Annotated in this window: 20 protein-coding genes and 1 riboswitch; of the genes, 12 read left to right on the top strand and 8 right to left on the bottom strand. The window is 60.6% G+C overall.

The genetic code is table 11. The features are described 5' to 3' along the window. Complete coding sequence (locus tag AB4Y71_RS02635; RefSeq protein WP_441717766.1) at window positions 1-858, bottom strand: M15 family metallopeptidase; 858 nt, start codon at window positions 856-858, stop codon at window positions 1-3. 188 nt (window positions 859-1,046) lie between these two features. Between AB4Y71_RS02635 and dcd the strand changes: the two genes are divergently transcribed. After that, window positions 1,047-1,628, top strand: coding sequence for a dCTP deaminase (gene dcd / locus AB4Y71_RS02640; RefSeq protein WP_013349886.1), 582 nt, complete (start codon window positions 1,047-1,049; stop codon window positions 1,626-1,628). A gap of 73 nt (window positions 1,629-1,701) precedes the next feature. Here the strand turns inward: dcd and AB4Y71_RS02645 are convergent, their stop codons facing one another. After that, window positions 1,702-3,021 carry an MFS transporter gene (locus AB4Y71_RS02645; RefSeq protein ID WP_441717768.1) on the bottom strand — a complete coding sequence of 440 codons (1,320 nt, stop codon included), beginning with the start codon at window positions 3,019-3,021 and terminating at the stop codon, window positions 1,702-1,704. Between the two features lie 226 nt (window positions 3,022-3,247). On the opposite strand from AB4Y71_RS02645, the gene AB4Y71_RS02650 reads away from it, so the two are divergent. From AB4Y71_RS02650 to mnhG, 6 genes are read left to right on the top strand one after another with little or no spacing between them, the layout of a single operon-like run. Continuing rightward, complete coding sequence (locus AB4Y71_RS02650; RefSeq protein WP_441717770.1) at window positions 3,248-6,217, top strand: Na+/H+ antiporter subunit A; 2,970 nt, start codon at window positions 3,248-3,250, stop codon at window positions 6,215-6,217. Beyond that, complete coding sequence (locus tag AB4Y71_RS02655) at window positions 6,214-6,663, top strand: Na(+)/H(+) antiporter subunit C (protein WP_013349883.1); 450 nt, start codon at window positions 6,214-6,216, stop codon at window positions 6,661-6,663. Before AB4Y71_RS02650 ends, AB4Y71_RS02655 begins: the two co-directional genes overlap by 4 nt. After that, the gene (locus AB4Y71_RS02660) at window positions 6,660-8,261 is read left to right on the top strand and encodes a Na+/H+ antiporter subunit D (RefSeq protein WP_441717772.1); all 1,602 of its coding nucleotides are present in this window, start codon (window positions 6,660-6,662) and stop codon (window positions 8,259-8,261) included. The genes AB4Y71_RS02655 and AB4Y71_RS02660 overlap by 4 nt, the downstream gene beginning before the upstream one ends. A gap of 11 nt (window positions 8,262-8,272) precedes the next feature. After that, on the top strand, window positions 8,273-8,899 hold the full coding sequence (locus AB4Y71_RS02665) for a Na+/H+ antiporter subunit E (protein WP_102598352.1): 627 nt from the start codon (window positions 8,273-8,275) through the stop codon (window positions 8,897-8,899). A gap of 2 nt (window positions 8,900-8,901) precedes the next feature. Beyond that, the gene (locus AB4Y71_RS02670; protein ID WP_013349880.1) at window positions 8,902-9,168 is read left to right on the top strand and encodes a monovalent cation/H+ antiporter complex subunit F; all 267 of its coding nucleotides are present in this window, start codon (window positions 8,902-8,904) and stop codon (window positions 9,166-9,168) included. Further along, the gene (mnhG, locus tag AB4Y71_RS02675) at window positions 9,168-9,572 is read left to right on the top strand and encodes a monovalent cation/H(+) antiporter subunit G (protein WP_441717774.1); all 405 of its coding nucleotides are present in this window, start codon (window positions 9,168-9,170) and stop codon (window positions 9,570-9,572) included. The genes AB4Y71_RS02670 and mnhG overlap by 1 nt, the downstream gene beginning before the upstream one ends. 59 nt (window positions 9,573-9,631) lie before the next feature. Here the strand turns inward: mnhG and AB4Y71_RS02680 are convergent, their stop codons facing one another. After that, window positions 9,632-9,883: a DUF4235 domain-containing protein gene (locus tag AB4Y71_RS02680; RefSeq protein ID WP_041648968.1), complete on the bottom strand. Its 252-nt coding sequence runs from the start codon at window positions 9,881-9,883 to the stop codon at window positions 9,632-9,634. Between the two features lie 75 nt (window positions 9,884-9,958). Then, a riboswitch (TPP riboswitch) is annotated at window positions 9,959-10,079 on the top strand. A 64-nt stretch (window positions 10,080-10,143) separates the two neighbouring features. Between AB4Y71_RS02680 and AB4Y71_RS02685 the strand changes: the two genes are divergently transcribed. Together AB4Y71_RS02685 and AB4Y71_RS02690 are read left to right on the top strand one after the other, a co-directional pair. Beyond that, a complete protein-coding gene (locus AB4Y71_RS02685) occupies window positions 10,144-10,752 on the top strand; it encodes an ECF transporter S component (protein WP_013349877.1) in 609 nt (202 codons plus the stop codon). After that, entirely contained in the window at window positions 10,749-13,076 is a 2,328-nt protein-coding gene (locus AB4Y71_RS02690; RefSeq protein ID WP_441717776.1) for an ATP-binding cassette domain-containing protein, read from the top strand. The genes AB4Y71_RS02685 and AB4Y71_RS02690 overlap by 4 nt, the downstream gene beginning before the upstream one ends. Here the strand turns inward: AB4Y71_RS02690 and AB4Y71_RS02695 are convergent. Then, entirely contained in the window at window positions 13,073-13,948 is an 876-nt protein-coding gene (locus tag AB4Y71_RS02695; protein ID WP_013349875.1) for an aminodeoxychorismate lyase, read from the bottom strand. The genes AB4Y71_RS02690 and AB4Y71_RS02695 overlap by 4 nt on opposite strands. Window positions 13,949-14,114: 166 nt before the next feature. Between AB4Y71_RS02695 and cls the strand changes: the two genes are divergently transcribed. After that, a complete protein-coding gene (cls, locus tag AB4Y71_RS02700; protein ID WP_441717778.1) occupies window positions 14,115-15,611 on the top strand; it encodes a cardiolipin synthase in 1,497 nt (498 codons plus the stop codon). Between the two features lie 3 nt (window positions 15,612-15,614). On the opposite strand, the gene pabB is transcribed toward cls, so the two are convergent. From pabB to AB4Y71_RS02720, 4 genes are all read right to left on the bottom strand, one after another. Beyond that, the gene (gene pabB / locus AB4Y71_RS02705; protein WP_441717780.1) at window positions 15,615-17,624 is read right to left on the bottom strand and encodes an aminodeoxychorismate synthase component I; all 2,010 of its coding nucleotides are present in this window, start codon (window positions 17,622-17,624) and stop codon (window positions 15,615-15,617) included. After that, window positions 17,611-18,120 carry a low molecular weight protein-tyrosine-phosphatase gene (locus AB4Y71_RS02710; RefSeq protein ID WP_013349872.1) on the bottom strand — a complete coding sequence of 170 codons (510 nt, stop codon included), beginning with the start codon at window positions 18,118-18,120 and terminating at the stop codon, window positions 17,611-17,613. Before AB4Y71_RS02710 ends, pabB begins: the two co-directional genes overlap by 14 nt. A 139-nt stretch (window positions 18,121-18,259) precedes the next feature. Next, on the bottom strand, window positions 18,260-18,883 hold the full coding sequence (locus tag AB4Y71_RS02715; RefSeq protein WP_013349871.1) for a LysE family transporter: 624 nt from the start codon (window positions 18,881-18,883) through the stop codon (window positions 18,260-18,262). A gap of 20 nt (window positions 18,884-18,903) precedes the next feature. Further along, window positions 18,904-19,392, bottom strand: coding sequence for a MarR family winged helix-turn-helix transcriptional regulator (locus AB4Y71_RS02720; protein ID WP_441717782.1), 489 nt, complete (start codon window positions 19,390-19,392; stop codon window positions 18,904-18,906). Between the two features lie 130 nt (window positions 19,393-19,522). Here AB4Y71_RS02720 and AB4Y71_RS02725 point away from each other — a divergent pair, with 130 nt between their 5' ends. Further along, window positions 19,523-21,664: an MMPL family transporter gene (locus AB4Y71_RS02725; protein WP_441717784.1), complete on the top strand. Its 2,142-nt coding sequence runs from the start codon at window positions 19,523-19,525 to the stop codon at window positions 21,662-21,664. Window positions 21,665-21,965: 301 nt separating this feature from the next. Beyond that, window positions 21,966-23,513: a DEAD/DEAH box helicase gene (locus tag AB4Y71_RS02730; protein ID WP_441717786.1), complete on the top strand. Its 1,548-nt coding sequence runs from the start codon at window positions 21,966-21,968 to the stop codon at window positions 23,511-23,513. Window positions 23,514-23,872: the final 359 nt, after the last annotated feature.

Here is a 23,872-nt window from a genome sequence, read left to right on the forward strand (position 1 = left end):
TTATTCGGTGAAGCCGAAGCCCCAGTCCCGGTACGGTGGAAGGAAGCGCAGGACCAGCAGGTCTTCGTCCGCAACCACGCCATCGCCGGACTTCTCAAGCTCTTTTTCAGAATCCTTTTCAGATTTCTTTTCCTTAGGCTCAACGGCGATTTCCGCTTCGCTTGCTTCGGCGGCCTTCAGCGCATCACTGAGCAGCTGGTGGTATTCCTCGAAAGTATCAGCCCCGGAATCCTGCATCGCTTGGGCGTGCTCGGTACCGACATAGCGCACATGCCACGGTTCGTACTTGTATCCGGTGATCTCTTCCTTGCCCTGCGGGTAGCGGATGATCAATCCGTATTCGGTCGCATGCTCGGCGATCCAACGGCCGGCCGGGGTCTGGCCGAATTCTGCTTTCAGCTCGGCGCGGCTATTGGTGTAGCCCAGATCGGCAGCCAAACCCAGCTGGTGTTCGCTGGTACCGGGGCGCGCGGAAATCCGCTCGGCATAAGCGGTGCCGTACTGGGCCTGGTATTTATTGAACAGAACTGCCTGGCGCTGGTATGAACGGTAGGCGCTGAGCAGCTTGATCTGGTGTCCGGCCACGCGGGCATCGGCGATGAACGCTTCGACAGCTTCGGCGGCTTCGGGACGCAGGGTGAGACTGGTGCCTGCCACATTCACCAGCTTGGCCGGGACATAGTCCTCGGGAGAGAGCTTAGTGGTTGGGTTGATCAACGCAAGCGGACTGGAAGCCTTGGATAACTGGGCGCTCTGAACGGCAGGCAGTTCGTCGGCAGGAGCCGCGAATGCGGCGGTGCCGGAGAGAAGAAGTGCCGAGACGAGAACGGTGCCGGTAAGCGCAGAGGCTAGGCGCATGTTGAATAACCCTTGTGTTGCGTAGCAATGATGGGAAAAATCCCACCTTAACGATAGCTGGAAACGCTGGGTAATTGGTGGGAAATAAGTCACCTCGTGATGAACAGTCCATGGACTCGGGCCGACGCATCGCGCCTCATTAGCTCAATAGTTCGGCCAGCGGGGAAAATCAGGATAAATTAATAGTCGTGTTGTATTCAGATGGTGACATTCGTCGAGAAATAGCCTCCGGTGAGATCGGGCTTGAGCCCTTTGACCCGCAGATGGTCCAGCCCGCATCCGTGGATGTTCGACTTGACCGGTTCTTCCGGCTTTTCGACAACCACAAGTATGCGCACATCGATCCCTCGGTTGAGCAGGATGAACTGACCCGCCTGGTCGAGGTAGACCCAGATGAGCCATTCATCTTGCACCCTGGCGAGTTCGTGCTCGGTTCGACCTATGAAGTGGTTACCTTGGGCCATGGCGTGGCCGCCCGCTTGGAAGGCAAGAGCTCCTTGGGCCGTTTGGGCCTGCTCACCCACTCCACCGCAGGTTTCATTGATCCAGGCTTCTCCGGACACGTGACCTTGGAACTATCCAATATGGCCACCTTGCCAATTAAGCTGTGGCCGGGCTCCAAGATCGGCCAGCTGTGCTTCTTCAAGCTGACCTCGGACACCGAGCACCCTTATGGTTCCGGTCCGTACGGCAACCGCTACCAGGGCCAGCGTGGCCCGACGGCTTCGCGCAGCCACCTGAATTTCCACCGCACCATCATCGAAAACTAATCGCTGCCACCTGCAGCGAATGCGCAAACGGCGCTGGCCTCAATTGAGGCCAGCGCCGTTTGCGCATTTCTTGCTAGCTGGATTTGCGCGGGGAACGGATGGGCAGCAGCAAGAGCAGACCAAGGGCCAAGACCAGCAGAATGCCCAAGATGCCATAACGCTGGGCCTGGCCGGAGTCCACCAGCGGGGTGGCGATGGCGATCGCCCCAGCGAACAGTGCCGGAGCTAAGAAGGACACGGCGCGGCCGGTGGTCGCATACAGCCCGAAGAGTTCGCCCTCACGTCCTTCGGGGATCAACCGCGAGAGGTAGGAACGCGAAGCTGCCTGGGCTGGCCCGACGAAGAGGCACAGGAGCAGGCCGAAGATCCAGAATCCGCTGGCTTCGGGGGAGAAGAAGACTCCAGCCCCGGCAACCAGCAGGCCGATCAGCGAGCCGACAATGACAGCCTTAGGACCGAGCCAGTCATCGACACGGCCACCCAGCACTGCTCCCAGGGCGGCAACCACGTTGCCGACGATCGCGAAGATGATTACTTCAGTCATGGTGAAACCAAAAGTGCCAGCGGCGATGACCCCGCCAAAGGTGAAGATGGCAGCCAAGCCGTCACGGAACACCGCCGAGGAACATAAGAAGAACAGCAAGTTGCGGTCGCTGCGCCATAGCTCCATGATGTTTTTCAGCAGCACCTTATAGGACTGCGATAGCGGGATTTTCTTCGAGGTGCTGGCCGGAGCCTCGGGGATCACGAGGAACAACGGCAGGGCGAAGAGCAAGCACCACCCTGCGGAGAACAACGCCACCCAGCGCAGGTTCAAGGATTGGTCGGTGCTTGCTCCGGGCCAGTCCACGATTGGCTGGACGAAGCCGAAGAGCACCAGAGCCAGAGCGAGGATGCCGCCGACATAGCCCATGCCCCAGCCGAATCCGGAGACCTTGCCCACCGTCGCCTTGGTGGAGATCTGGTTGAGCACCGCGTTGTAGTTCACGCCGGCGAATTCGCTGAACACCGACATGGCCGCGATCAGGATTGCGCCGAACCACAGGTAGGACGGGTCGGGGTAGACGAAGAAGCAAGCTGCGCAGATCGCTACGAGAATCAGCGTATTGACGATGATCCACAGCTTGCGCCGTCCAGCCACATCGGCCCGGAGCCCGGTGATCGGCACCAGCAAGGCGATGGCCACTCCGCCGATGGCCAAGGCCTGGGAAAGCACTAAGGAGGCGTAATCGGTGTCGCCGAATAATTCGCTGGTCAGATAGACGGTGAAGACGAAAGTGATCATGACAGCGTTGACCGCTGCTTGGCCCCAGTCCCAGCTGGCCCAAGCCCAGGTGTACTTGTTAAGCCACTTTTCCCTAGCCACTAGTGGCTGGCCCTGTGTGATTCCCATGCTGGCATCGTACCGGCAACGGGTAATCAGTAGCTGAATAGGAACGTCTTTTTGGAAAATAAAGTGAGAATCCGAAAATCAGCTAGTTGCGGAAAACAAGGGAAATGTTCCATAAACGCCACATTTGCGCAATTGCCGTACGCTTCCGGCTGATAAAATCAGAGTCTCAAGCACTTTCTCAAGTGCTTTGGTTACTCTGCCCACCACCAGCCGACAGAGGAGACGCGTGCTAATAATTCTCGTTGCGCTGTTTGCGACCGCCGTTTTGTGCCCCTTGATTTTCCGGGTTCTCAAAAGAAACGCTTTTTACGTTGTAGCGGCCGTTCCCGCAGTGGGATCCGTTTGGTTGTTGACGCGCATGCCGGCGGTTCTTGCTGCCGATAATTCCTTGCCCAACGGTGCACCCAATGCCCCTCCGTCGGTGCAGATGGAGTGGATTCCGGGGCTGAATATCGCCCTGAATTTCCGTTTGGATTCTCTGGCCGCAACAATTCTGCTGCTGATTCTCGGTGTTGGCGCGCTGGTGCTTTTCTATTGCGCCCGCTATTTCAAGAATGATGACCCTCAGATCGGCGGCTTCGCAGCGAAGATGGTGGCCTTCGCCGGTGCGATGACCGGGCTGGTCACCGCCGATGACGTCATCATCATGTTCATCTTCTGGGAAATCACCAGTGTGCTTTCCTACCTGCTCATCGGTTTCAGCCAGGCGCTGATCACCGCACGCCGTTCGGCCATGAACGCGCTGATCATCACCACCCTTGGCGGTCTGGTGATGCTCGCTGGCATCTTGATGCTCGGAGCCGCGGCGAATAGCTACCAGCTTTCGGAAATCATGGCTTCGGCCGATGAACTGGTGGCCCTGGGCAGTTTCACCGACATTGCGGTGGCCCTGATCATCGTCGGTGCGATTTCCAAGTCGGCCCTGGTTCCTTTCCACTTCTGGCTGCCTGGCGCGATGGCTGCACCGACCCCGGTCTCCGCGTACCTGCATGCCGCAGCCATGGTCAAGGCCGGCGTCTACCTGATCGCACGCATGGCCCCGGGCTTTGCCGAGACGACGCTGTGGGTTCCGATGACCGTGGGCATTGGTATTCTCACCATGCTCATCGGCGGCTACCGGGCACTGAAGCAATATGACTTGAAGCTGATCCTGGCCTTCGGCACGGTTTCGCAGCTGGGCTTCATCATCGCGGTCTTCGGCTTCGGCACGGCTGAGGCGGCCTTTGCCGCGCTGGCGATGACCTTGGCCCACGGCCTGTTCAAGGCGACACTGTTCTTGAGCGTGGGCATCATTGACCACAACACCGGTACCCGCGATATCCGCAAGCTGACCGGTTTGCGCCGGGCCATGCCGATCCTGGCCACTACGGCCGGCATCGCCGCGGCCTCCATGGCAGGTGTCCCATTGCTCTTCGGCTTCGTCGCCAAGGAAGCGGTCTACGAAGCGGCCCTGCACCTGGATGCCGGGTGGGGGATCTACGCGCTGGTCGGCCTAGTCCTAGGCGCGGCACTGACCATGGCCTACTCGCTGCGTTTCCTCATCGGTGCCTTCGGGGTGAAGAAAAAGAAGCTGCCGCCACTGGAATGCAAAGCCCCAACCCTGATCTTCTTGGCACCATTGCTGGTGCTTTCGGCCATGACCTTGTTCCTAGGCGTCTACCCGCAACTGGTGGAGCCTTTGGTGATCCACTGGTCAGCGGCTCAGGGCGGTCCGGGAAATATGCACCTGCTGCCATTTGCCGGTTTCAATACAGCGCTGGGACTTAGCGCGATTTCGGTAACCGTGGGCCTGTGCTTCTTCTGGCTGCGCCATCGTACCGACACCGGCGCGCCGCTGCGCCGCATGCTCACCTCGGCCGAGGAACTGTACCGCATGTCGGTGAACGTGCTGGACAAGGTGGCCATTTGGATCACCGGTCGTACCCAGCGTGGTTCGCTGTCCTTCTACCTGGGCGTCATCTTGGCAGTGGTCCTGGTGATTCCGCTGGCCATCGCACTGACCGTCTACACCCCGTGGCCCACCAACTGGATCATCGCCGATCATCCTGCCCAGCTGCTGATTGGTGCGGTGATCATCGCCGGAGCGGTCGTGGCCATTACCGCGCCGAAGCGCTTCATGGCGGTGCTGATGGTGTCGGTGACCGGCTACGGCATGGTCGCGATCTTCGCTCTGCAAGGTGCCCCGGATCTGGCGTTGACCCAGCTTTTGGTGGAAACCATCGTGCTGGTTTCCTTCGTGCTGGCCTTGCGCGCCCTGCCCAAGCGCTTGTGGGTTGGACTGACCCGGATCAAATGGGGCCGCGCCATTTTGGCCATCGCCTTGGCGGTGATGGTGGTGTACATCGCCATCGCCATGATGGCCGCGCGTACCGAAGCACGCATCTCCTTGGCTTGGCCGGAGATGGCGTACACCGAAGGCTACGGCAAGAATATCGTCAACGTGGCGCTGGTGGACATGCGTGTGTGGGATACCTTCGGGGAAATCACCGTGCTGGCCGCCGCGGCCACCGGTGTGGCATCGCTGATCTTCGCCGGACGCAGCTTCGGCAGCCGGGTCCGCGCCCATGAAGTCGCCCCGGGCACCATCGATTCGGGTTCCGAAGCGATCGGCACCAAGGAATCGAAGGAAACCGAGCTGCGCATTGCACGTCGCTTTGCCAGCAGCTCCAACCAGGACTGGCTGATGGCCGGCAGCACCCTGGTCGCTGAACGCCGCTCGATCATTTTCGAAGTCGTCACCCGACTGATCTTCCACACCGTGTTGATCATGTCCGTCTATGCGCTGCTCACCGGGCACAACACCCCCGGTGGCGGATTCGCCGGAGGGTTGATCGCGGGTCTGGCACTGACCATCCGCTACCTGGCCGGCGGCCGCGTGGAGCTGTCCGAATCGATGCGCATCGCACCGGGCATGCTGATCGGCGGGGGCATCGCCCTGGCTGGACTGGCCGGGGTCGTGCCGCTGCTGCTGGGCGACGAGATCTTCACAACGTACGCGGTGGAATTCTGGTTCTTCGGAGATCACAAGTTCGTCACCTCGACCATTTTCGACATTGGAGTGTACCTGGTGGTTCTGGGCCTCGTGCAGGATGTACTGCGCTCGCTGGGCAGTGAAATTGATTCGCTGTCCGAAGGCCGCAGCCCAGTGGATCGCCATGATGCGATCCAGGCCTCGCGGACGGGAGTTGGACGATGAGCGTGAACATCACCTTCCTGGTAATCACCGGCGTACTGCTGGCCGCCGGCTTCTATCTGGTGCTTGAACGCACCCTGACCCGCGTGCTGTTGGGCATCATGCTGCTGGGCAACGGCATCAACCTGCTGATCCTCACCAGTGGCGGACGCCGCGGAGCCGCGCCGCTGTACAACCCGCAGCTCAGCGGCGATGAGTATTCCGATCCGCTGCCCCAAGCACTGATCCTGACCGCGATCGTGATCACCTTCGCGGTGACCGCATTCTTGCTCGCGATGATCTACCGGTCCTGGACCTTGACCAGCGCCGATGAGTTCACCGATGACACCGAAGATATCAAGGTCTCGCAGAAGACCGCCTACGACGAAGAGGAAGACTCGCCAGTGGCTGAGGACACGACCGAATTCGTCGATGAAGAAGGCCGCCCGGTTCGAGAGGGGGAAGAGTGAATTTTCTGGACCTAGCCCCCTTGGCCGTGGTGCTGCCGATCTTCGGCGCAGGCGCCGCGTTCCTGGCCCGTCGCCAGGTACGCGTCCAGCGGCTGATCACCATCGGCATCCTGGTGCTGACCCTGGTGCTCGAAGCGGGCATGATGGCCGCGGTGTGGGGCGGAGAAAGCTACGCCATCCACATCGGCGGCTGGGACTCGCCCTTCGGCATCGCGCTGATGGTCGACGGGTTCAGCTCCTTCATGCTGCTGGTCTCCACCGTGGTTTCGCTGGCCGTGCTGCTGTTCGCCACCAGCCAGGGCCTGGCCGACGGCGATGAGCCCGGACCGGTCTCGATTTTCCACCCGGCCTACCTGATCCTGCTGGCCGGCGTTTCCAACGCCTTCTTGGCCGCGGACCTGTTCAACCTGTACGTCGGATTCGAAATCCTGCTCACCGCCAGCTACGTGCTGCTGACCCTGGGCGGCACCGCCGAACGCATCCGCGCCGGTACCACCTACGTGGTGGTGTCCGTAGTTTCCTCGGTGATCTTCTTGATGGCCATCGCGATGATCTACGCGGCCACCGGTACCGTGAACATGGCCGACCTTGCGCTGAAGCTGCCCGAACTGGGCCAGGGTCCGCAGCTGATTTTGCATGTGCTGCTGCTGATCGCCTTCGGCATCAAGGCCGCGGTCTTCCCGCTGTCCTTGTGGCTGCCGGACTCCTACCCGACGGCACCGGCCCCGGTGACCGCGGTGTTCGCCGGGTTGCTGACCAAGGTGGGCGTGTACGCGATTATCCGCACCGAAACCCTGCTCTTCCCGGGTGGTGCGGTGAACGCCGGACTGCTGGTGGTGGCGGCGCTGACCATGGTCATTGGTATCCTCGGTGCGCTGGCGCAGACGGACTTCAAGCGCATGCTGTCCTTTACGCTCACCAGCCACATCGGCTACCTGATCTTCGGTGTGGCCGTGGGCGGGCCGCTGGCCATCGCCGCGACCGTCTACTACGTGGGCCACCACATCATCGTGCAGACCTCGCTGTTCATGGTCGCCGGGCTGATCGAACGCCGTGCCGGCAGTTCGAATGTCACCCGGCTCGGTTCGCTGGCCAAGCTTTCCCCGGCGCTTTCGCTGTTGTTCTTCATTCCGGCCATCAACCTGGGCGGCATCCCGCCGTTCTCCGGGTTCCTGGGCAAGTTCGGGCTGCTTCATGCGGCCGCGCAAGAGGCTGATGCGCTGACCTGGATCGTGATCGGTGCCGGGCTGCTCACCAGCTTGCTGACCTTGATGGCGATCATCCGCGTGTGGGCCCGGGTGTTCTGGCGCCGTGCCGCTGATGCCGAAGTTCCCAACCAGGGGCTGGTCGCCGAAGCGACCCGGGTGGCCGATGAGACCCTGGCCGGAGGAGGGCAGAACCCCCGACTGGGTTTGAAGCTGGCCAAGTCCCTGGAAGCCGAATCCCTGCCGTGGGGCATGCGTTATGCCACCGGTTCGCTGGTGCTTGCAGGTATTGCGCTGACCGTCTTTGCCGGACCGATCTTCGAATTCTGTGAGCGCGTGGCCGTGGAACTGATTGCCCGCGAACCTTATATCACTGCGATCTTGCCACTCTGATTGGAGGGATGATGCCGAATAGGAATTTTGAACCGCGCGACCAGCGTATCGATGATGCGCTGGATACCTCCGGTGTGCGCCACCGCGCGACATTCAAGCAGGAATGGCCGCTGCTGCTGTTGCTGCTCTTCGTCTGGGGCGCCCTGTGGCAGGACTTCTCGCTGGGCAACATGATCTTCGGCGCGGTCATCGCGCTGGTCATCGTCAACCTCTTCCCGCTGCCGCCGGTGGTCCTGTCCGGACGCATCAACCTGTGGTACTGCCTGAAGCTGTTCATCTGGTTCATGGGCCAAGTGGTCGTGGCCAGCTTCCACGTGGCCAAGCTGGCCATCGCCAACGGCAAGAAGACGCACAGCGCCATCATCGCGGTGCCGCTGCGCACCGGCTCGGATCTGATCGTGATGACCGTGGGCCACGTGCTCACGCTGATCCCGGGTTCGTTCGTGATCGACGTGGACCGCAGCTCATCGACCCTGTACCTGCACTACATCGACATTGAATCTCCGGCAGATGTGGAGAAAGCCCGGGCGGCCATCCGCGACATCGAGCGCCGGCTGATCATGGCCATCGGCAGTCCGGATGAGTACGAAGCGATCAAGAATGAATGCGGACCGGACTTTGCTGCGAGGAAGGAATAGACATGATGGACATCGTCATTTGGATCTGCGGCATCATGCTGTGCCTTGGGGCCGTAGCTTGCCTGGTCCGCGTGGCCAAAGGCCCGTCGATTCTTGACCGGGTGCTGGCCCTGGACGTGATGTTGCTGATCATCTCCGCCGCGCTGTGCCTGGAAATGGTTTTGCACAAGCACACCGACTACCTGTTGTTCGTGGTGGCCGCCTGCATGCTCGGCTTCATCGGCTCTGTGACCGTCTCGCGCTTCGTTTCGGATCAGAGGAACGCCTAATGGATCTCTTCCTCGATATTCTTGTCGCGATACTGCTGGTCGTGGGCTGCCTGATGTCTTTGATTGCCGGTATCGGCCTGCTGACCTTCCCGGATATGCTCACCCGCATGCATGCCGCGACCAAGCCGCAGGTGCTCGGTTTCCTGCTGATCTTCGCCGGACTGGCCATTCATCTGCGCAGCTGGGCGGTGATCCCGGTGCTGGTCCTGGCCTGGGGAATGCAGCTGCTGACCGCACCTGTTTCTGCCCACATGATCGGCCGATCCGGCTACCGCACCAAGCACGCGGCCAAGGAGACACTCTTCTCCGATGAGTTGAGCCTGGTCGTGAACAAGGTCAATTCCACTCCACCAACCGAAGCCACTCCGATCACCAAGGACCAACCCGGAGAAAACCAGAATTAAACGCAAAGCGGGAGCCACGCAAATATCGCGGCTCCCGCTTCATGGCTTAATGCCGATGCCTACTTAGTGAACTTGGCAACAACCTTGTTGGCGCTGCGGTCTGCAACGGTCTGCATGATCGCTGCCACCAGAGCGGAGACCACGGCAAAGCCCAGTGCCTTACGGAATGAAGCTTCAGCTGCTTCGTCAGTGCCCTTGCGTGGCGCTTTGCTGCCGGTGGCCTTCAACCAAAGGAAATCAACTAGCTTGCCGCCGAGAATGCCTGCACCAACGGTGATGCCGGTGGTGACAAGTTTCTGCACTTTATCCATTTTTTCCTCACGATCAAGGTCTTGACTTATCGTTCCTCTGCCCAGCATACCTGCGGTATGGTGGGGGAGCAGTATTTTTTCCGACAGGGGAGCGTCAGACTTTTTAAAAGTCGCAAGACGCTGAGAGTGCGATAGATCGCAGACCCTCGAACCTGCCCCGGCTAGTACCGGCGAAGGAAGTCGAGCATCTCGGATGCGGATAGGCATGGGAACATGCCCTCATTCCGTCCATCTCCCCTCCTTGCACAGGAGGAGTAACAATGAACGAAACAGTATCGAAGCAGCGTACCGGCTGGCGTGTAGTTGACATCGTGGTCGCCTCGGTGATCGCAGTAGCTTCAGGGGTCATCTTCTGGGCATGGAGCGCCGGATATGGCCTGTTCTCACTGGCTTTTGCCGCATTCCCACCAGCTACCGCACTGCTCACCGGCATGTGGCTATTCCCAGCGGTGCTCGGTGCGCTGATCATCCGCAAGCCAGGAGCCGCGATCTATTGCGAGTTGCTGGCCGCTGTCGTTGAAGCGTTGCTCGGCTCGCACTATGGCTTGACCGTGCTGATCTCCGGAGCGGTCCAGGGCTTGGGTGCAGAACTGGTCTTCGCCGCATTCCGCTACCGCAAATGGAACCTGGGCGTTGCACTGCTGGCAGGCCTGCTCTCCGGGCTGTTTGCTGGATTTTCCGAGGCCTACATCATGGCCTACTACGTTGAGTACACCGCGGGGATGAAGATCTTCCACGTGATCGCCACCGGTGTTTCCGGACTGATTGTTGCCGGTCTGCTGTCCTGGCTGGCCACTCGTGCCCTGGCCAAGACTGGAGCACTGAGCGCGCTGGCCAGCCGGCGTGCGCACTTGGAAAGCTCAAAATGAGTTTCGTTGCCAATTCCGGGGCCGCCAGTAAAACCCAGCGTGGGGCGGCAATTACCGCAACAGGCTTCGGGTGGCAGCACACCGAACGGCACCAGCCGGCTATCTCCGGGTTGGATCTGCAGATCCACGCCGGAGAAAAGGTGCTGCTGGTCGGTCCTTCAGGTGCCGGCAAATCGACACTGTTGCACGCCATGGCAGGATTGCTCGAAGCCGATGAGGCCGAGCAGGTATCCGGGCGTCTGCTCATAGACGGGTCCGATGCCTTCAGCCGCACCCATCCGGTGGGGCTGATGCAGCAGGATCCAGAAACTCAGGTGGTGCAAAGCCGGGTCGCTGATGATGTGGCTTTTGGTGCGGAGAACCTCGGGATTGATCCGCAGGTGATTCGCCAGCGCATCCCCGAAGCGTTGAACGCGGTGGGGCTGGGCGCGTTGGCTCATGATCACCGAACTCAGGAACTCTCTGGTGGGCAGAAGCAGCGGTTGGCCCTGGCCGGCATTCTGGCCATGGAGCCAAGCGTGATGCTGCTCGATGAGCCCACTGCCAATGTGGATCCGCAAAGCATCGAGCTATTGCGCGATGCGGTACTGAACGCGGCCCGGATATCGGGGGCCACCTTGATCATTGTCGAGCATCGTCTTGATGCCTGGGCGCAACATGTCGACCGGGTGATCGTGCTGCAGCCTGGTGGGGGAGTCGCGCATGATCTGGACCCCCAGCAGCTCTATACGGACGCCACGGTGCGCAACGAGCTGGCGGCTGCCGGGCTGTGGATCCCCGGATACCTTCCACAGGTAGCCGCTGCAGCCAACGAGCCAGGTCCAACGCTGCTTGAAGCGCGGCAGCTGGTCTCTGCACGCAGTGCCGCCGCCCCGCGCACCCAAGCAGTCGACGTGCGCGTGAAGGCTGGCACGGCCACCGTGATCCGCGGCGAAAATGGTGCCGGCAAATCAACCCTCGCCTTGACCTTGGGCGGATTGCTGGAGAAAGCCGGCGGTGAACTGGCTGCCAGCGAGAAGCTTGCCGACGGGCTGGGCCAAGCGCCATTTGCATGGAAGGCAGGGGCCCTGATCGGTCGGATCGGGTCGGTCTTCCAAGAACCTGAACACCAGTTCGTCACCCAGAGCGTTCGCGAAGAGCTGGCCTTTGCCCCCAGTCGTGCCCAGCGCAGCGATGCTGAGCTGCCCAAGTACGAACCCGAGCAGATCCAGCAGCGTGTACAGGTGCTGCTTGAACGCTTGGGACTGGATGAGCTGGCTGACGCGAATCCCTTCACCCTTTCCGGTGGCGAGAAGCGCCGTCTGTCCGTGGCGACCGTCTTGGCCGCATCCCCACAGGTGCTGATCCTCGATGAGCCGACCTTTGGGCAGGATGCGAACACCTGGCGCGAACTGGCCGGGCTGCTGGTTGAGGAATTGGAGCAGGGAACTGCGATTATTGCGGTCACCCACGATGATCATTTTGCCAAGGTGCTGCAGGCAGATGACCTGCTGTTGGCCGCACAGAATTCCACCACTCAGATTCCTGTTCAGGGGCCGGTGCTTGATGCACCTGTCGGGCGCAGCTGGTTGGCGAAGATCAACCCGCTGGCCAAGCTCGGGGCGGTGGCAGCGGCGACGCTGCCACTGATCACCACCTTGGATTGGGTCTCAGCGCTGGTGATTATCGTTGCGACCGTGGTGCTCTTCCCATTGGCAGGAATAGGCCCGGTCAAATTCCTCAAGCGGGCCTGGCCGCTGCTACTGGCCGGAGTCTTTGCCGCATGGGGCATTGCCCTGGTGGGGCAGGACAGCGGCATGGTCTACGCGCAATTCGGGGCCTTCAGCATTACCGAAGGTTCGGTTGCCGGTGGTATTGCTACCGGGCTGCGTGCGTTCGCGCTGGCTATTCCGTGTATTTTGCTGCTGGCCACCACGAATCCCAGCGATCTGGGCGGGGCGCTGTCCCAGCAGTTGAAGGTGCCGCATCGCTTCGTGCTCGGCGCGCTGGCGGGAATGCGGTTGCTGGGGCTGATGGTCGAAGAATTCACCACGCTGACTTTGGCACGGCGTGCTCGCGGTATGGGGAACTTTGGCACCTTGGGCCAGCGGCTGAAGGCAAGCTTGGGTCAGGTGCTGGCGTTGCTGGTGCAGGCGATTCGCCGTGCCGGACGGCTGGCAACCACCATGGAAGCCAAGGGATTTGGTACTGCCAAGCGCACTTGGATTCGCACTGCAACCTTCAGCTGGCGTGATGCGCTGGTGCTGGGCACCGGAGTCCTGCTTGGCACGGCCGCAATGACGGCGGCCGTGCTGGCAGGAACCTACAATTTGGTGTGGACCTAGCGGATTGCGTCGGACAGGGCGCTGAGCTGTTCATGCAGCTCGGCGTCCAGACGCAATGGCTTGGCATCAATGGTGCGCACCGGGGTGAGCAAGCGGATCGAGGAGACCAAGAAGACTCCGTCGGCCTGGTACAGGTCCTCGGGACGCAGTGGTCCGTAGCCCAGCTCCCATCCGTCCTGGGCTGCAGCATCAAAGATTGCGCTCTGCGTGGTTCCCGGCAGGATGCCGGTTTCCAGCATCGGGGTGAGCAGGCGCTTGGTTTCGCCATCGCGCTGGGCCACCAGCACGGTCGAGGTGGGAGCCTCGAGGATGATGCCGTCGGCGGAAGTGAAGATGACATCATGGGCGCCGTGCTTGCGCGCGTAGCGCAGGGCAGCCATGTTGATCGAGTAGGACAGGGTCTTGGCGCCCATCATGAGCCATGGGGCGCGTTCTGCCAGCTTTGAGTCGTAGCCGCGATCGAGCAGCAGGACATCGACGCCGGTTTCGCGCTGTTCCTTGCCCAAGGCCGGGGCCGGGGTGACGGTGACCCAGCAGATGGCTGGATCGCTGTCGTGCTCGCCGCGCGCAGCCACCAATTTGACCACTGCTTCTTCGGCTCCGCCGGTGGCATCGAAATCGGCCACTGCGGTGTCCACCGCGGCAAACCAGCTGCGGGCATCGGGAATGATCAGGTCTGCAACTTCGGCGGAGGTGGCCAAACGAGCCAGATGCGCTTCGAATTTGCGTACGGCCTGATTGGTGTAGAGCATCGATTCAAAGATGCCGTCCCCACGTGTGACTCCCTGTGCCGTGACGAGAAGTTGCGGTGCAGTGATGTCTGCAAGACGTCCAGCCGGATAGGCCGGATCCAAGAATACAAGAGAGCTCATAGACATAGATTATCGAACCCTAGCGTCTTCTGCGTTATATCCGTGCGTAGAGATTCAGACAAGTCTGACATTGTTCGATAAGCTAAGCGAAGGATTTTCGCCTGTAGTTCACTGATCAGACGCCGAAAATGCCATTTTCGAGGGGCGTAGCCAAGGGGGTGCCTGAGTGTGGCCAAGTAATGAAGTCTTATTGCAGATTGGCGGCGTTCTGTGGAGCGTGCTGGTCGCAGTAGAACTAGCGGTTCGCTACTTCATGATCGGCATTGTCCCGGGTAACCGACGCCCCACTACCGCCATGGCCTGGCTTTTGGCCATCTTCTTCCTGCCCGTTGTGGGTCTGGTTGCGTACTGGCTTTTCGCAAACCCTCGCCTTTCCCGCCGCCGGTTGGAAAAGCAGAAGCGTGCGCATGATGCGATTATGAAAGCCACGGGCCACATGCAGTTGCCAGAAGAATTTCATTCCCAAGAAGAATGGGTGGAATCTGCGGTGATGCTCAACCGCAATCTGGGGGCCATGCCCCTGGAAGGCGGCAACGAGGTTCAAGTTATCTCCGACTACCGGGCTTCGCTTGAGGCGATGCGCAAGGAAATCGATAAGGCGACCCGTTATGTGCACATCCAGTTCTACATCATGGGCGATGACCCGGATTATGTGGGACCGGTGCTGGATTCCTTGGAAGCGGCAGCCGATCGCGGCGTGCACGTGCGCATGCTCTTCGACCACCTCGGTACCCTGCGGGTCAAGGGATACCGGGATTTCAAGAACCGGCTGAAGAAATCCAATATCAACTGGCGCCCGATGCTGCCCATTGACCTGATTGGCCGGCGCTGGCGCCGCCCGGATCTGCGCAATCACCGCAAGATCATGGTTGTTGACGGCGAAGTGGCCTTCACCGGAAGCCAGAACTTGATCGAGCCGGGCTACAAGCGCGAGTCTTCGCACAAGGTGGGCCGCGAATGGGTTGAAATGATGCTGCGCGTCGAAGGCCCGCTGGTGCACAGCTTGGATGTCACCTTCGCTACCGACTGGTGGCAGGAAGATGATGACCAGGAAGTGCTGATGGACATGAATGAGGCCCGCCACCCGCTGGCCTATGAGGAACGTCCTGGCTCCACCTTGGCGCAGTTGCTGCCCAGCGGCCCGGGCTATGGCACGGAGAATAATCTTCGGCTGTTCAATACCCTGATCTATTCGGCCTCCGAGCGGCTGGAAATTACCAGCCCGTACTTCGTCCCCGATGATTCGCTGCTCTATGCCATTACCACCGCCGCCCAGCGCGGGGTGGACGTGGAACTCTATGTATGCGAAGAAGGCGACCAGTTCCTGGTGCATCACGCGCAGCAGTCCTACTACCAGCAGCTGCTGGAAGCCGGAGTGCGCATCCACCGCTATCCGGCGCCGATGGTGCTGCATACCAAGTGCTTCACCGTCGATGACGAGGTGGCTGTGGTGGGTTCATCGAATATGGACATGCGCTCGTTCAGCCTGAACATGGAAATTTCCGTGATGCTGCTGGGCAAGGACATGGTTGACGCGGTGAACGCGGTGCAGAACCAGTACCGTGAAATCTCCACAGAGATCACCCTGTCGCAGTGGCGCCGGCGCCCGCGCATGCAGCGCTGGATCGACAATGTCGCCCGCCTGACCGCCACCTTGCAGTAGTGCTCAGGTCCGTGAAGGGAATTGGGCGCCCAGTGCCTGGAGCACGCCGCGGGACTTGGTGATGACCTCGTCCCATTCCTCGGCGGGCACCGAGTCAGCGGTAATCGCACCGCCTAATCCCAAGGACAAGCGCCAGGATTGATCGGCTAGCTGGTCGCAGACCAGGGTGCGGATTACCACCGAGAAGTCAGCGGCGCCATCTGCGCCCAGGTATCCCACTGCTCCGGAATACAGTCCGCGGGCGCGTTGCTCTTCGAGTTCGTCGAGGATGTTCATCGTGGATAGCTTTGGCGCTCCGGTCATCGAGCCCGGCGGGAACGCTTCACGCAACGCGTGTGCGGCCAAGTGCGGGGAAGCCAGCGTGGCATCGATGGTGGAGACCATCTGGTGCACCGTCGCATAGGTTTCCACCGCGCACAGCCGGGTCACCTTCACCGAACCGGGAACCGCATGGTGGGAGAGATCGTTGCGCAGCAGGTCCACGATCATGATGTTCTCGGCCCGGTCCTTGGGGTGGGTGGCCAGATCGCGCTTCAACGCCAGATCCGATTCTTCGTCTATTCCGCGTGCACGGGTGCCCTTGATCGGTTCGGCGCGCAGCTGGCCATCCTTGGATAGGGCAAGGAAACGCTCAGGCGAGATGCTGGAGATCTGCAGATCGGTAAATCGCAGGTAATGGGCAAACGGCGCTGGGCTGGTGCGGCGCATGCGGCAGTAAGCCTCGAACGGATCAAACTCTGGGACTTGGGCGGTCAGCTCGGTGGTCAGGCAGACCTCATAGGTGTTGCCTTCGTAGATTTCGTGCTGGGCCTGGCGGATCTTGTGCTTGTATCCGGCTTCGGTATCCGCGCAGCTGAAGTTCGGGGTAGGCAGTGGTTTAGCTGGCCGGTGCTCAGGTGGGTTGCCCAGCAGGATGGACAGCGACGGTTCTGGCTGGCTGCTGCTGTGCAGGTACATTTGTTCTTCACGATGGTCAATGACCACCACGGTGTCGGGGGCGAAGAACTGTGCATCGGGGCGTACCCGTCCAGGCTCGATCACCGCTGATAAATCTGCGGCGCCGACTTCGCGCTTGAGTTCATACCCCAGATAGCCGACCCATGACGGCAGTGGATAGCAGGTTGCTGCCGTGTTCCCGATTGGCCACAGGGCGGCCAGTGCCGGGAAGAAGTTTTGGCCCAGCTGTACCTGTGCTCCGGGCAGATCCAGTGTGGTTCCCTGGGCGTTGGCGCTGAGTACCGGCGGTTGCGGTGCAGTGGATAGCGCAATGATCGAGTACCGGTTGCGGCCCAGCGGGTCGCTGAGCTGGTGGCTGGTGGATTCCAAGAAGGCAGCGTGCCGGTGCCCCTGTGCGAGCTGGTCGAACAACGCGGCGGCATCTGCTGGGCCTTGATAGCTTTGGTGGAATTCCAACTGGGCGGGGGCGAAGCCAGCTTGGCTGCACAGTTGGCGTACTGGGCCAGGAAGGTAGGCGCTGGCCTGCTTCCAGATCTGCATCGGATCCTGGTCCAAGTCGGTCCGGATCATCAACGTGGCTGCTTGGCTTGGCTGCTGGGCCTGCAGGTAGCGTTCTTCTTGTTTGGCCCACATCTGCCAGTAAGGGCTGTAGGTCTGCCCGTCGCGGGCCAGTGCGCGGTCGCGGCGGAAGTTCTCTGGGGCTTCGAGCCAAATTCCGAGGTCAAGGAATTCGCGGGCGCCGCCATGCAGCGCTCCTACGCCTTCAATGATCACCACATCGGCGGGCACCAGGTTTTTTGGTGCGCCAAGGGTGTCGGCTTCCCAATTCCAGATGGGATAGGTGATTCCTTGTCCGTCTGCCAGCTGCGGGAGCAGCTGGTTGTACAGGTCGAAGGAGCGATGCAACCCGTCCCAGCCGTGGTAGAGCTCTTCAAGGCGCAAAATAGCTACGGAGGCGGTTGCTTCCAAGTATTTGGCTAGATCTGTTGCAAAGGTGCTTTTGCCGGATCCGGAACGTCCGTCCACGGCAATGAGTGTTGGTCTAGCGGTTTCCACGAGAGGCGATATTACTCCGCACGTAATCTACAAGGGCAGGCAGGGAAGCAGATATGAGTTTCCAGGTTTCACGGAAATCTCCGGCATCACCATACCAGGGGTCGTAAATGCCCTGCTGGTCGTGCGGTGCGCTGGCGGTTCCCGGATCAAAGGAGCGGAACATCCGCAGCTGCGGGCGTTCGCTGGGATCGATCTCTGCCAGTTCGGGAACGAGTGCCTCGAAGTGGTCGGTGTCCATCGCCAGGACCAGGTCCATCTGGGCGAGTTCATCGGAGTCGATCTGGGCGGCCAGGTGCTTGGACGCGTCAAGCCCGTGGCTGCGCAAAATGCTGGAAGCACGCTCATCGATCGACTTGCCGACTTCACCGTCGGTGATGGCTCGGGACACGACCTCCACCTGCGAGATCTCTGCGTCCTTGAGCGCGTTCTTGAGCATGTACTCGGCCATCGGTGAACGGCAGATATTTCCCGTGCACACTGTCATTATCCGGAACATGGCTTCAGTCTAGGGGCACAAGGCGATTCGATCGATAGCTACGCGCCCGTTTCCCGGCAACAAAACGGCAACGATTCGGTGCGCAGGGCCATGAATGGGTTACGACTAGGGGTTCAATACGGCTTTGGGAGAGAAAAAATTAGTGGATCAGCAACAGCAGCGCGGCGACCAGGATGAATAGGATGCCGAAGAGGATGTTCAGTAGCTTGGCGCCCCGGTAGGTGGCGGTGAAGCGCTGGAAGGTACGGGCGGTGCCGGCAAAGAAGAAGAACATCACCAGGATGTCCACCACGATGACCGTGCCGATGAAGATGGCGTATTGGGAGAGCAGAGGCTGATCGGTCCGGATGAACTGCGGGGTGAATGCCAGGAAGAAAACGATGGCTTTCGGATTAAGCAGGTTGACCAGGATTCCGCGGTTGAGCATTGCCCAGCGTGTCAGGCGGTGCCCGGTGCTGGTGCCGTCAGAGGCGACTTCCGGTTTGGAGAGCATCATGCGGATGCCCAGATAGACCAGGTAGGCGGCGCCGGCGTAGCGGATGATGCCAAAGAGCAGCGGGGAGCTGGCTACCAGCAGTCCCACTCCTGCCGCGACAATGACCACATGGATCAGCAAAGCGATCTGTTGCCCGATGACACCCCAGATGGATGCACGCCAGCCTTGGCGCATCGAGTTGCTCATTGTGTTGATTGCTCCGGCGCCGGGAGTGAAGCTGATGATGATGCAGGCGCTGAGCAGGGAAATCCAAAGTGAAAGTGTCACCTGATGATGTTAGTACCCGGCTACGGGGCGGCTGGTTTCGTCGCACGCTGTGTTACGACTTCTTCGCGGGCGCTGTCCACACCGGCGACGGCTTCGGCCATGAATTTACTGATGATCTGCAGCTGTTCTTCGTCATATCCGCTGAGGATGTCGAGCATCTTGATCCCCAGCGGCATGAACATTTCCCTGCCCTTGGTGCGGGCCTTGGGGGTCATGGCGATGCGGATGACGCGGCGGTCGCGGTCAGAGCGCTGGCGCTCGATCATGCCCAGCTTTTCCAGACGGTCCAGCATCGCGGTGGTGGCCGGTGAACTCAGCTGCAGCTCGCGACTCAGATCGCGCGGGGAGGGCAGCAGGCCGCGTTGCTCGTAGTTAATAATGATGGACAGCGCATTCATATCGGTGCGGTGGGTCCCGTAGATTGCTCCAGTGGATTCAACGTAGCGGTCCGAGGCTTGGCCGAATTCCTGCAGGAGCCTAACCACGTGGTGGTGTTCTCGTGCGCTCATAATCGTAATCGTAGCTGGAAAATAATTTAATAGCTTGGCGAGTATTTCTATGATGGAAATAAATCTTGTACTATTGCCTTCTGGATCGCTGTGCGATCCGCTGCCAGCAATCACGAGTGAGGATAGATCAGTGGCGCACCTAGCGAAAACCGATCAGCCAGCAAGCAGGAAGCGGTTGGATAAGAAGGGTATTGGCCTCAGGGCAGGGATTTACGCCCTGCTGATCATCCTGTGGCTGGCAGTGGCCGGTATCGGCGGCCCGACCTTCGGCAAGCTCTCCGAAGTCCAGACCAATGACCAGACCTCGTTCCTTCCGGCGACCGCCGAAGCCACCGAGGCGCTGCAGTGGCAGGGTGAATTCCGCTCCACCGAAGCAATCCCGGCCGTAGTCCTGCTTACTGGCACCCAGGGGGTTAGCAAGGAAGAGGCCGGGCGGATCGGCGAGGCCTTGAAAGACTTCACCCATCTGGACGGCGAAATCACCGGCCCCTTCCTTTCCGAGGACGGCAAGGCTGCTGAATTCATCGTTCCGGTCTCCGGCGAGGTGAAAGCCGACGCCGGAGTCGAAGAGCTGCGCTCGCTGATCGCCGCCGAAAAGCCTGATGGCTCCACCGCCTATGTCACCGGACCAGCTGGCTTCAGCGCCGATCTGGTTGAGGCCTTCGGCGGCATCGACGGCGTGCTGCTGGGCGTGGCCCTGGTGGCAGTGCTGGTGATCCTGCTGCTGGTCTACCGCTCGATCCTGCTTCCCTTCACCGTGCTGCTCACCTCGGTCGTGGCGCTGTGCGCAGCGATCCTCGCCGTGTACTTCATGGCCTCCGAAGGCTGGATCAGGCTTGATGGCCAGGCCCAGGGCATCTTGTCCATCCTGGTGATCGGCGCAGCTACCGACTATTCGCTGCTGTTCGTCGCCCGCCACAAGGAAGCCCTGGTCGCCGGCCAAGACAAATGGCAGGCTGTGGCGACAGCCTGGAAGAGGTCCCTGGAGCCGATCGTCGCCTCGGGCGGCACCGTGACCGTGGGCCTGCTGTGCCTGCTCTTCTCCGACCTGAACTCCAATAAGGCATTGGGTCCAATTGGCGCCTCAGGCATTATCTTCTCGATCATCGCCGCGCTGACTTTCCTGCCGGCAGTGCTCGGGCTGCTGGGCCGGGCAGCCTACTGGCCATTCGCACCCAAACCTGCGGCCGTAGATGCCCAGGGCCAGGAGAAGGAAGGGATGTGGGGCCGCATTGCGCGTTTCGTTGCCAGCCATCCGCGTCCAATCTGGATCATTACCGCCGTGCTGCTCGCCGTGGGAGCGCTGGGCATGACCCAGCTCAAGGCCCATGGAGTGCCGCAAAGCGAGCTGGTGGTTGGCGGTTCCGAGGCGCGCGACGGGCAGATCGCCTTGGGCGAGCATTTCCCTGGTGGTTCGGGATCCCCGGCCACCGTGATCGTCGATGAAGCCCAAGCGAAGGTGGCCTTGGAGAAGGCGCTGGATGTTAGCGGCGTGGATTCGGCCTACCTGCAGGCCGAGGATGGTGGCCCGGCAATGCCCGCCCGTGGTGCTGATCCGATGAACGTCGAAGGCCGGAACCTGATCTCGGTGACCCTGGCTGATGCGGCGGACTCGGATGCCGCCAAGCAAACCGTGCTTGAGCTGCGTGAGCAGATGCATGCGGTGGATTCGGATGCATTGGTCGGCGGCACCACCGCAACGCAGATCGATACCAACGAGACCGCGATTGCGGACCTGTTCAAGATCATCCCGATCACGTTGCTGGCGATCTTGCTGATCCTCATGCTGCTGCTGCGCTCCATCCTGGCCCCGGTGCTGCTGATCCTGAGCACGGTGCTGTCCTATGGCACGGCGATGGGCGTCAGCGCACTGGTCTTCAACAACGTCTTCAACTATGTTGGCGCGGACCCTTCAGTGCCGCTGTTCGGCTTCGTGTTCCTGGTGGCCTTGGGCGTGGACTACAACATCTTCTTGATGACTCGAGTGCGCGAGGAATCCTTGAAGCGTGGAACCCGTGAGGGCATGCGCGTTGGCCTGAAGGTCACCGGCGGGGTGATTACCTCCGCCGGCGTGGTGCTCGCTGCAACCTTCGCCGCCTTGGGCGTAGTGCCAATCATGTTCCTGGGCCAGCTGGGCTTCATCGTGGCATTCGGAGTGCTCTTGGATACCTTTGTGGTCCGCAGCCTGCTGGTTCCCGCGCTGGTTGAGGAAATTGGACCAAAGGTCTGGTGGCCCTCGAAATTGGCGAAGAAGAAGTTCGAATTGAACTAGTAAGAAGTTCGCAGAATCCGGGAGTGCAAGTGGTGAACATCTCCCGGCATAGCAGTGCAAAGCGGGGCCGCTCACAGACGGGCCTCGCTTGAGCACTGTAGTATGGATCTTTGTGCGTCACCGGAAAATTCTGTGGCGTATGCGTCGACAGTTTAGATTTCCCCTCCAGTAGATCGCCCGGACAACCTCCGCCGGTTCACTTTTGGTAGCAGGCCTTGGCCTTGCACGTTGCGGACTTCCTCCTGGCTCGGCGAAACCCAACGCCTGCATCAGGCGTGCGAATCAGAGAGAAAGTTTGAATATGTCCGTAACTTTTAGCGCCCTCAGTGTGCCCGAATACCTTGCCAAGGTCCTTGCCGACAGCGGAATCGAATCCGCCTTCCCGATCCAGGAAGCGACCCTGCCTTCGACTCTCGCCGGCGGCGACGTCCTGGGCCGCGGCCAGACCGGTTCCGGCAAGACCCTGGCTTTCTCGCTTCCACTGGTAGCGCGTTTGGCAGATCGCCCGCAGCGCCGCAAGGCTCGTTTCCCCCGTGCGCTGATCATGGCTCCAACCCGCGAACTGGCAACCCAGATCGCCAAGACCGTTGAGCCCTTGGCGAAGGCTGCCGGCCTGCGCACCACCGTGATCTACGGTGGCGTGGCCCAGAGCCGCCAGGAAAAGGCCATGAACGAGGGCGTTGACATCGTCATCGCCTGCCCAGGCCGCCTCGATGACTTGATCAAGCAGAAGATCGTCGACCTGTCCCAGCTGGAAATCTCTGTGCTGGACGAGGCCGACCACATGGCAGACATGGGCTTCTTGCCTGTAGTACGCCGCATCATGGACCGCATGCCAACCGGCATCCAGCACATGCTGTTCTCCGCCACCTTGGATAACGGCGTGGACAAGGTAGTCAAGCGCTACCTGAGCCACCCGACCATTCACTCGGTGGATGCGCCCAAGGCCGCTGTGAACACCATGGAGCACCACGTCTTCGTCATCAGCAACGATGATAAGAAGGACCTGATCCGCGTCCTGGCTCAGGGCACTGCCCGCCGCATCATGTTCATGCGCACCAAGCACCACGCCAAGAAGATGGCGCTGACCCTGTCCAAGGCTGGCGTTCCAGCAGTGGACCTGCACGGCAACCTGTCGCAGAATGCCCGTGACCGCAACCTTGCTGCTTTCGCTTCAGGCGAGGCGAAGGTGCTTGTCGCTACCGACGTTGCCGCTCGTGGCGTGCACGTTGATGGCGTGGAACTGGTTGTCCACATTGATCCACCAGCAGAGCACAAGGCCTACACCCACCGCTCGGGCCGTACCGCACGTGCAGGTTCGGATGGAACCGTAGTGACCATCTGCACCCCTGATCAGCAGGGCGACGTTTCGACTTTGCTGAAGCAGGCCGGGCTGAAGGTACCTTTCGAAAAGGTCAACCTGAACTCGCCAGTTGTGGCTAAGGTCGTCGGCGAAGTTGCCGAACTCGTTCCTTATGTTGCTCCAGCACAGCAGACCCGCAACCCAGCGAAGAAGAAGCCTGCCGGCGAATCCTCGAACGCCCGTGGCGGACGCGGTGGCGCACGCAATGCACGCGGCGGCAAGCCTGCCGGTGAGGCACAGGGCCGCGGCGGAGACCGTCGCCGTTCAGATCGTTCCGGTGCATCGAACCAGTCGGAGCGTCCAGCACGCGAATCACGCGGCGCTAATGCTGAGCGTCCAAGCCGTTCGGCTCGTGGATCCAATGGCGAGCGTCCGTCGAACTCCTCACGCTCAGCACGATCCGGAGGCCGCAATGCTGCAGGTGCCGCAGGTGGTCGCTCACGTGGACCACGTCGTGCATCAAGCCCTGCTACCGGCGGACGGTAAGAACTAGTACGAAAAAGAACCTCCAGACAGCCAAAAGCTGTCTGGAGGTTCTTTTTGTAGTGGGGTTGCCGACCTGACCGGACAATGGGAATTGGAGACTTTTGTGCCGCATTGTGCAAACGTTTCCTATGTAAAAAGTTGGAAAAATACTGAAAAGTTTGATGTTTTCCCTGCATCCGAGTGTAAATGTTGGAAACGCTTGCACTTGATGGAATTCGCTCAGTAGTGTGGGCTGAATCACTGGCGAGTCAGCTCTTATGGCTTGCCGCTCGCACCTTCGAACTCAATGGAGCATTTCGTGAACAGCAAAAGCGCTGCTTCCTCCGTGCGCAGTCAGCCACTGCCACCATACCTTCATA

Origin of the sequence: Glutamicibacter sp. MCAF14 (assembly GCF_052114325.1) — a bacterium.
Classification (GTDB): domain Bacteria; phylum Actinomycetota; class Actinomycetes; order Actinomycetales; family Micrococcaceae; genus Glutamicibacter; species Glutamicibacter arilaitensis.

Bases quoted from the DNA above. Each gene is read 5' to 3' on its own strand.
- AB4Y71_RS02720 (WP_441717782.1), bottom strand. From the start codon at position 19,392: ATGAGCGCACGAGAACACCACCACGTGGTTAGGCTCCTGCAGGAATTC.
- AB4Y71_RS02670 (WP_013349880.1), top strand. From the start codon at position 8,902: ATGATGGACATCGTCATTTGGATCTGCGGCATCATGCTGTGCCTTGGG.
- AB4Y71_RS02710 (WP_013349872.1), bottom strand. From the start codon at position 18,120: ATGTTCCGGATAATGACAGTGTGCACGGGAAATATCTGCCGTTCACCG.
- AB4Y71_RS02635 (WP_441717766.1), bottom strand. From the start codon at position 858: ATGCGCCTAGCCTCTGCGCTTACCGGCACCGTTCTCGTCTCGGCACTT.
- mnhG (WP_441717774.1), top strand. From the start codon at position 9,168: ATGGATCTCTTCCTCGATATTCTTGTCGCGATACTGCTGGTCGTGGGC.
- AB4Y71_RS02655 (WP_013349883.1), top strand. From the start codon at position 6,214: ATGAGCGTGAACATCACCTTCCTGGTAATCACCGGCGTACTGCTGGCC.
- AB4Y71_RS02680 (WP_041648968.1), bottom strand. From the start codon at position 9,883: ATGGATAAAGTGCAGAAACTTGTCACCACCGGCATCACCGTTGGTGCA.
- AB4Y71_RS02665 (WP_102598352.1), top strand. From the start codon at position 8,273: ATGCCGAATAGGAATTTTGAACCGCGCGACCAGCGTATCGATGATGCG.
- AB4Y71_RS02690 (WP_441717776.1), top strand. From the start codon at position 10,749: ATGAGTTTCGTTGCCAATTCCGGGGCCGCCAGTAAAACCCAGCGTGGG.
- AB4Y71_RS02685 (WP_013349877.1), top strand. From the start codon at position 10,144: ATGAACGAAACAGTATCGAAGCAGCGTACCGGCTGGCGTGTAGTTGAC.
- AB4Y71_RS02730 (WP_441717786.1), top strand. From the start codon at position 21,966: ATGTCCGTAACTTTTAGCGCCCTCAGTGTGCCCGAATACCTTGCCAAG.
- AB4Y71_RS02695 (WP_013349875.1), bottom strand. From the start codon at position 13,948: ATGAGCTCTCTTGTATTCTTGGATCCGGCCTATCCGGCTGGACGTCTT.
- AB4Y71_RS02645 (WP_441717768.1), bottom strand. From the start codon at position 3,021: ATGGGAATCACACAGGGCCAGCCACTAGTGGCTAGGGAAAAGTGGCTT.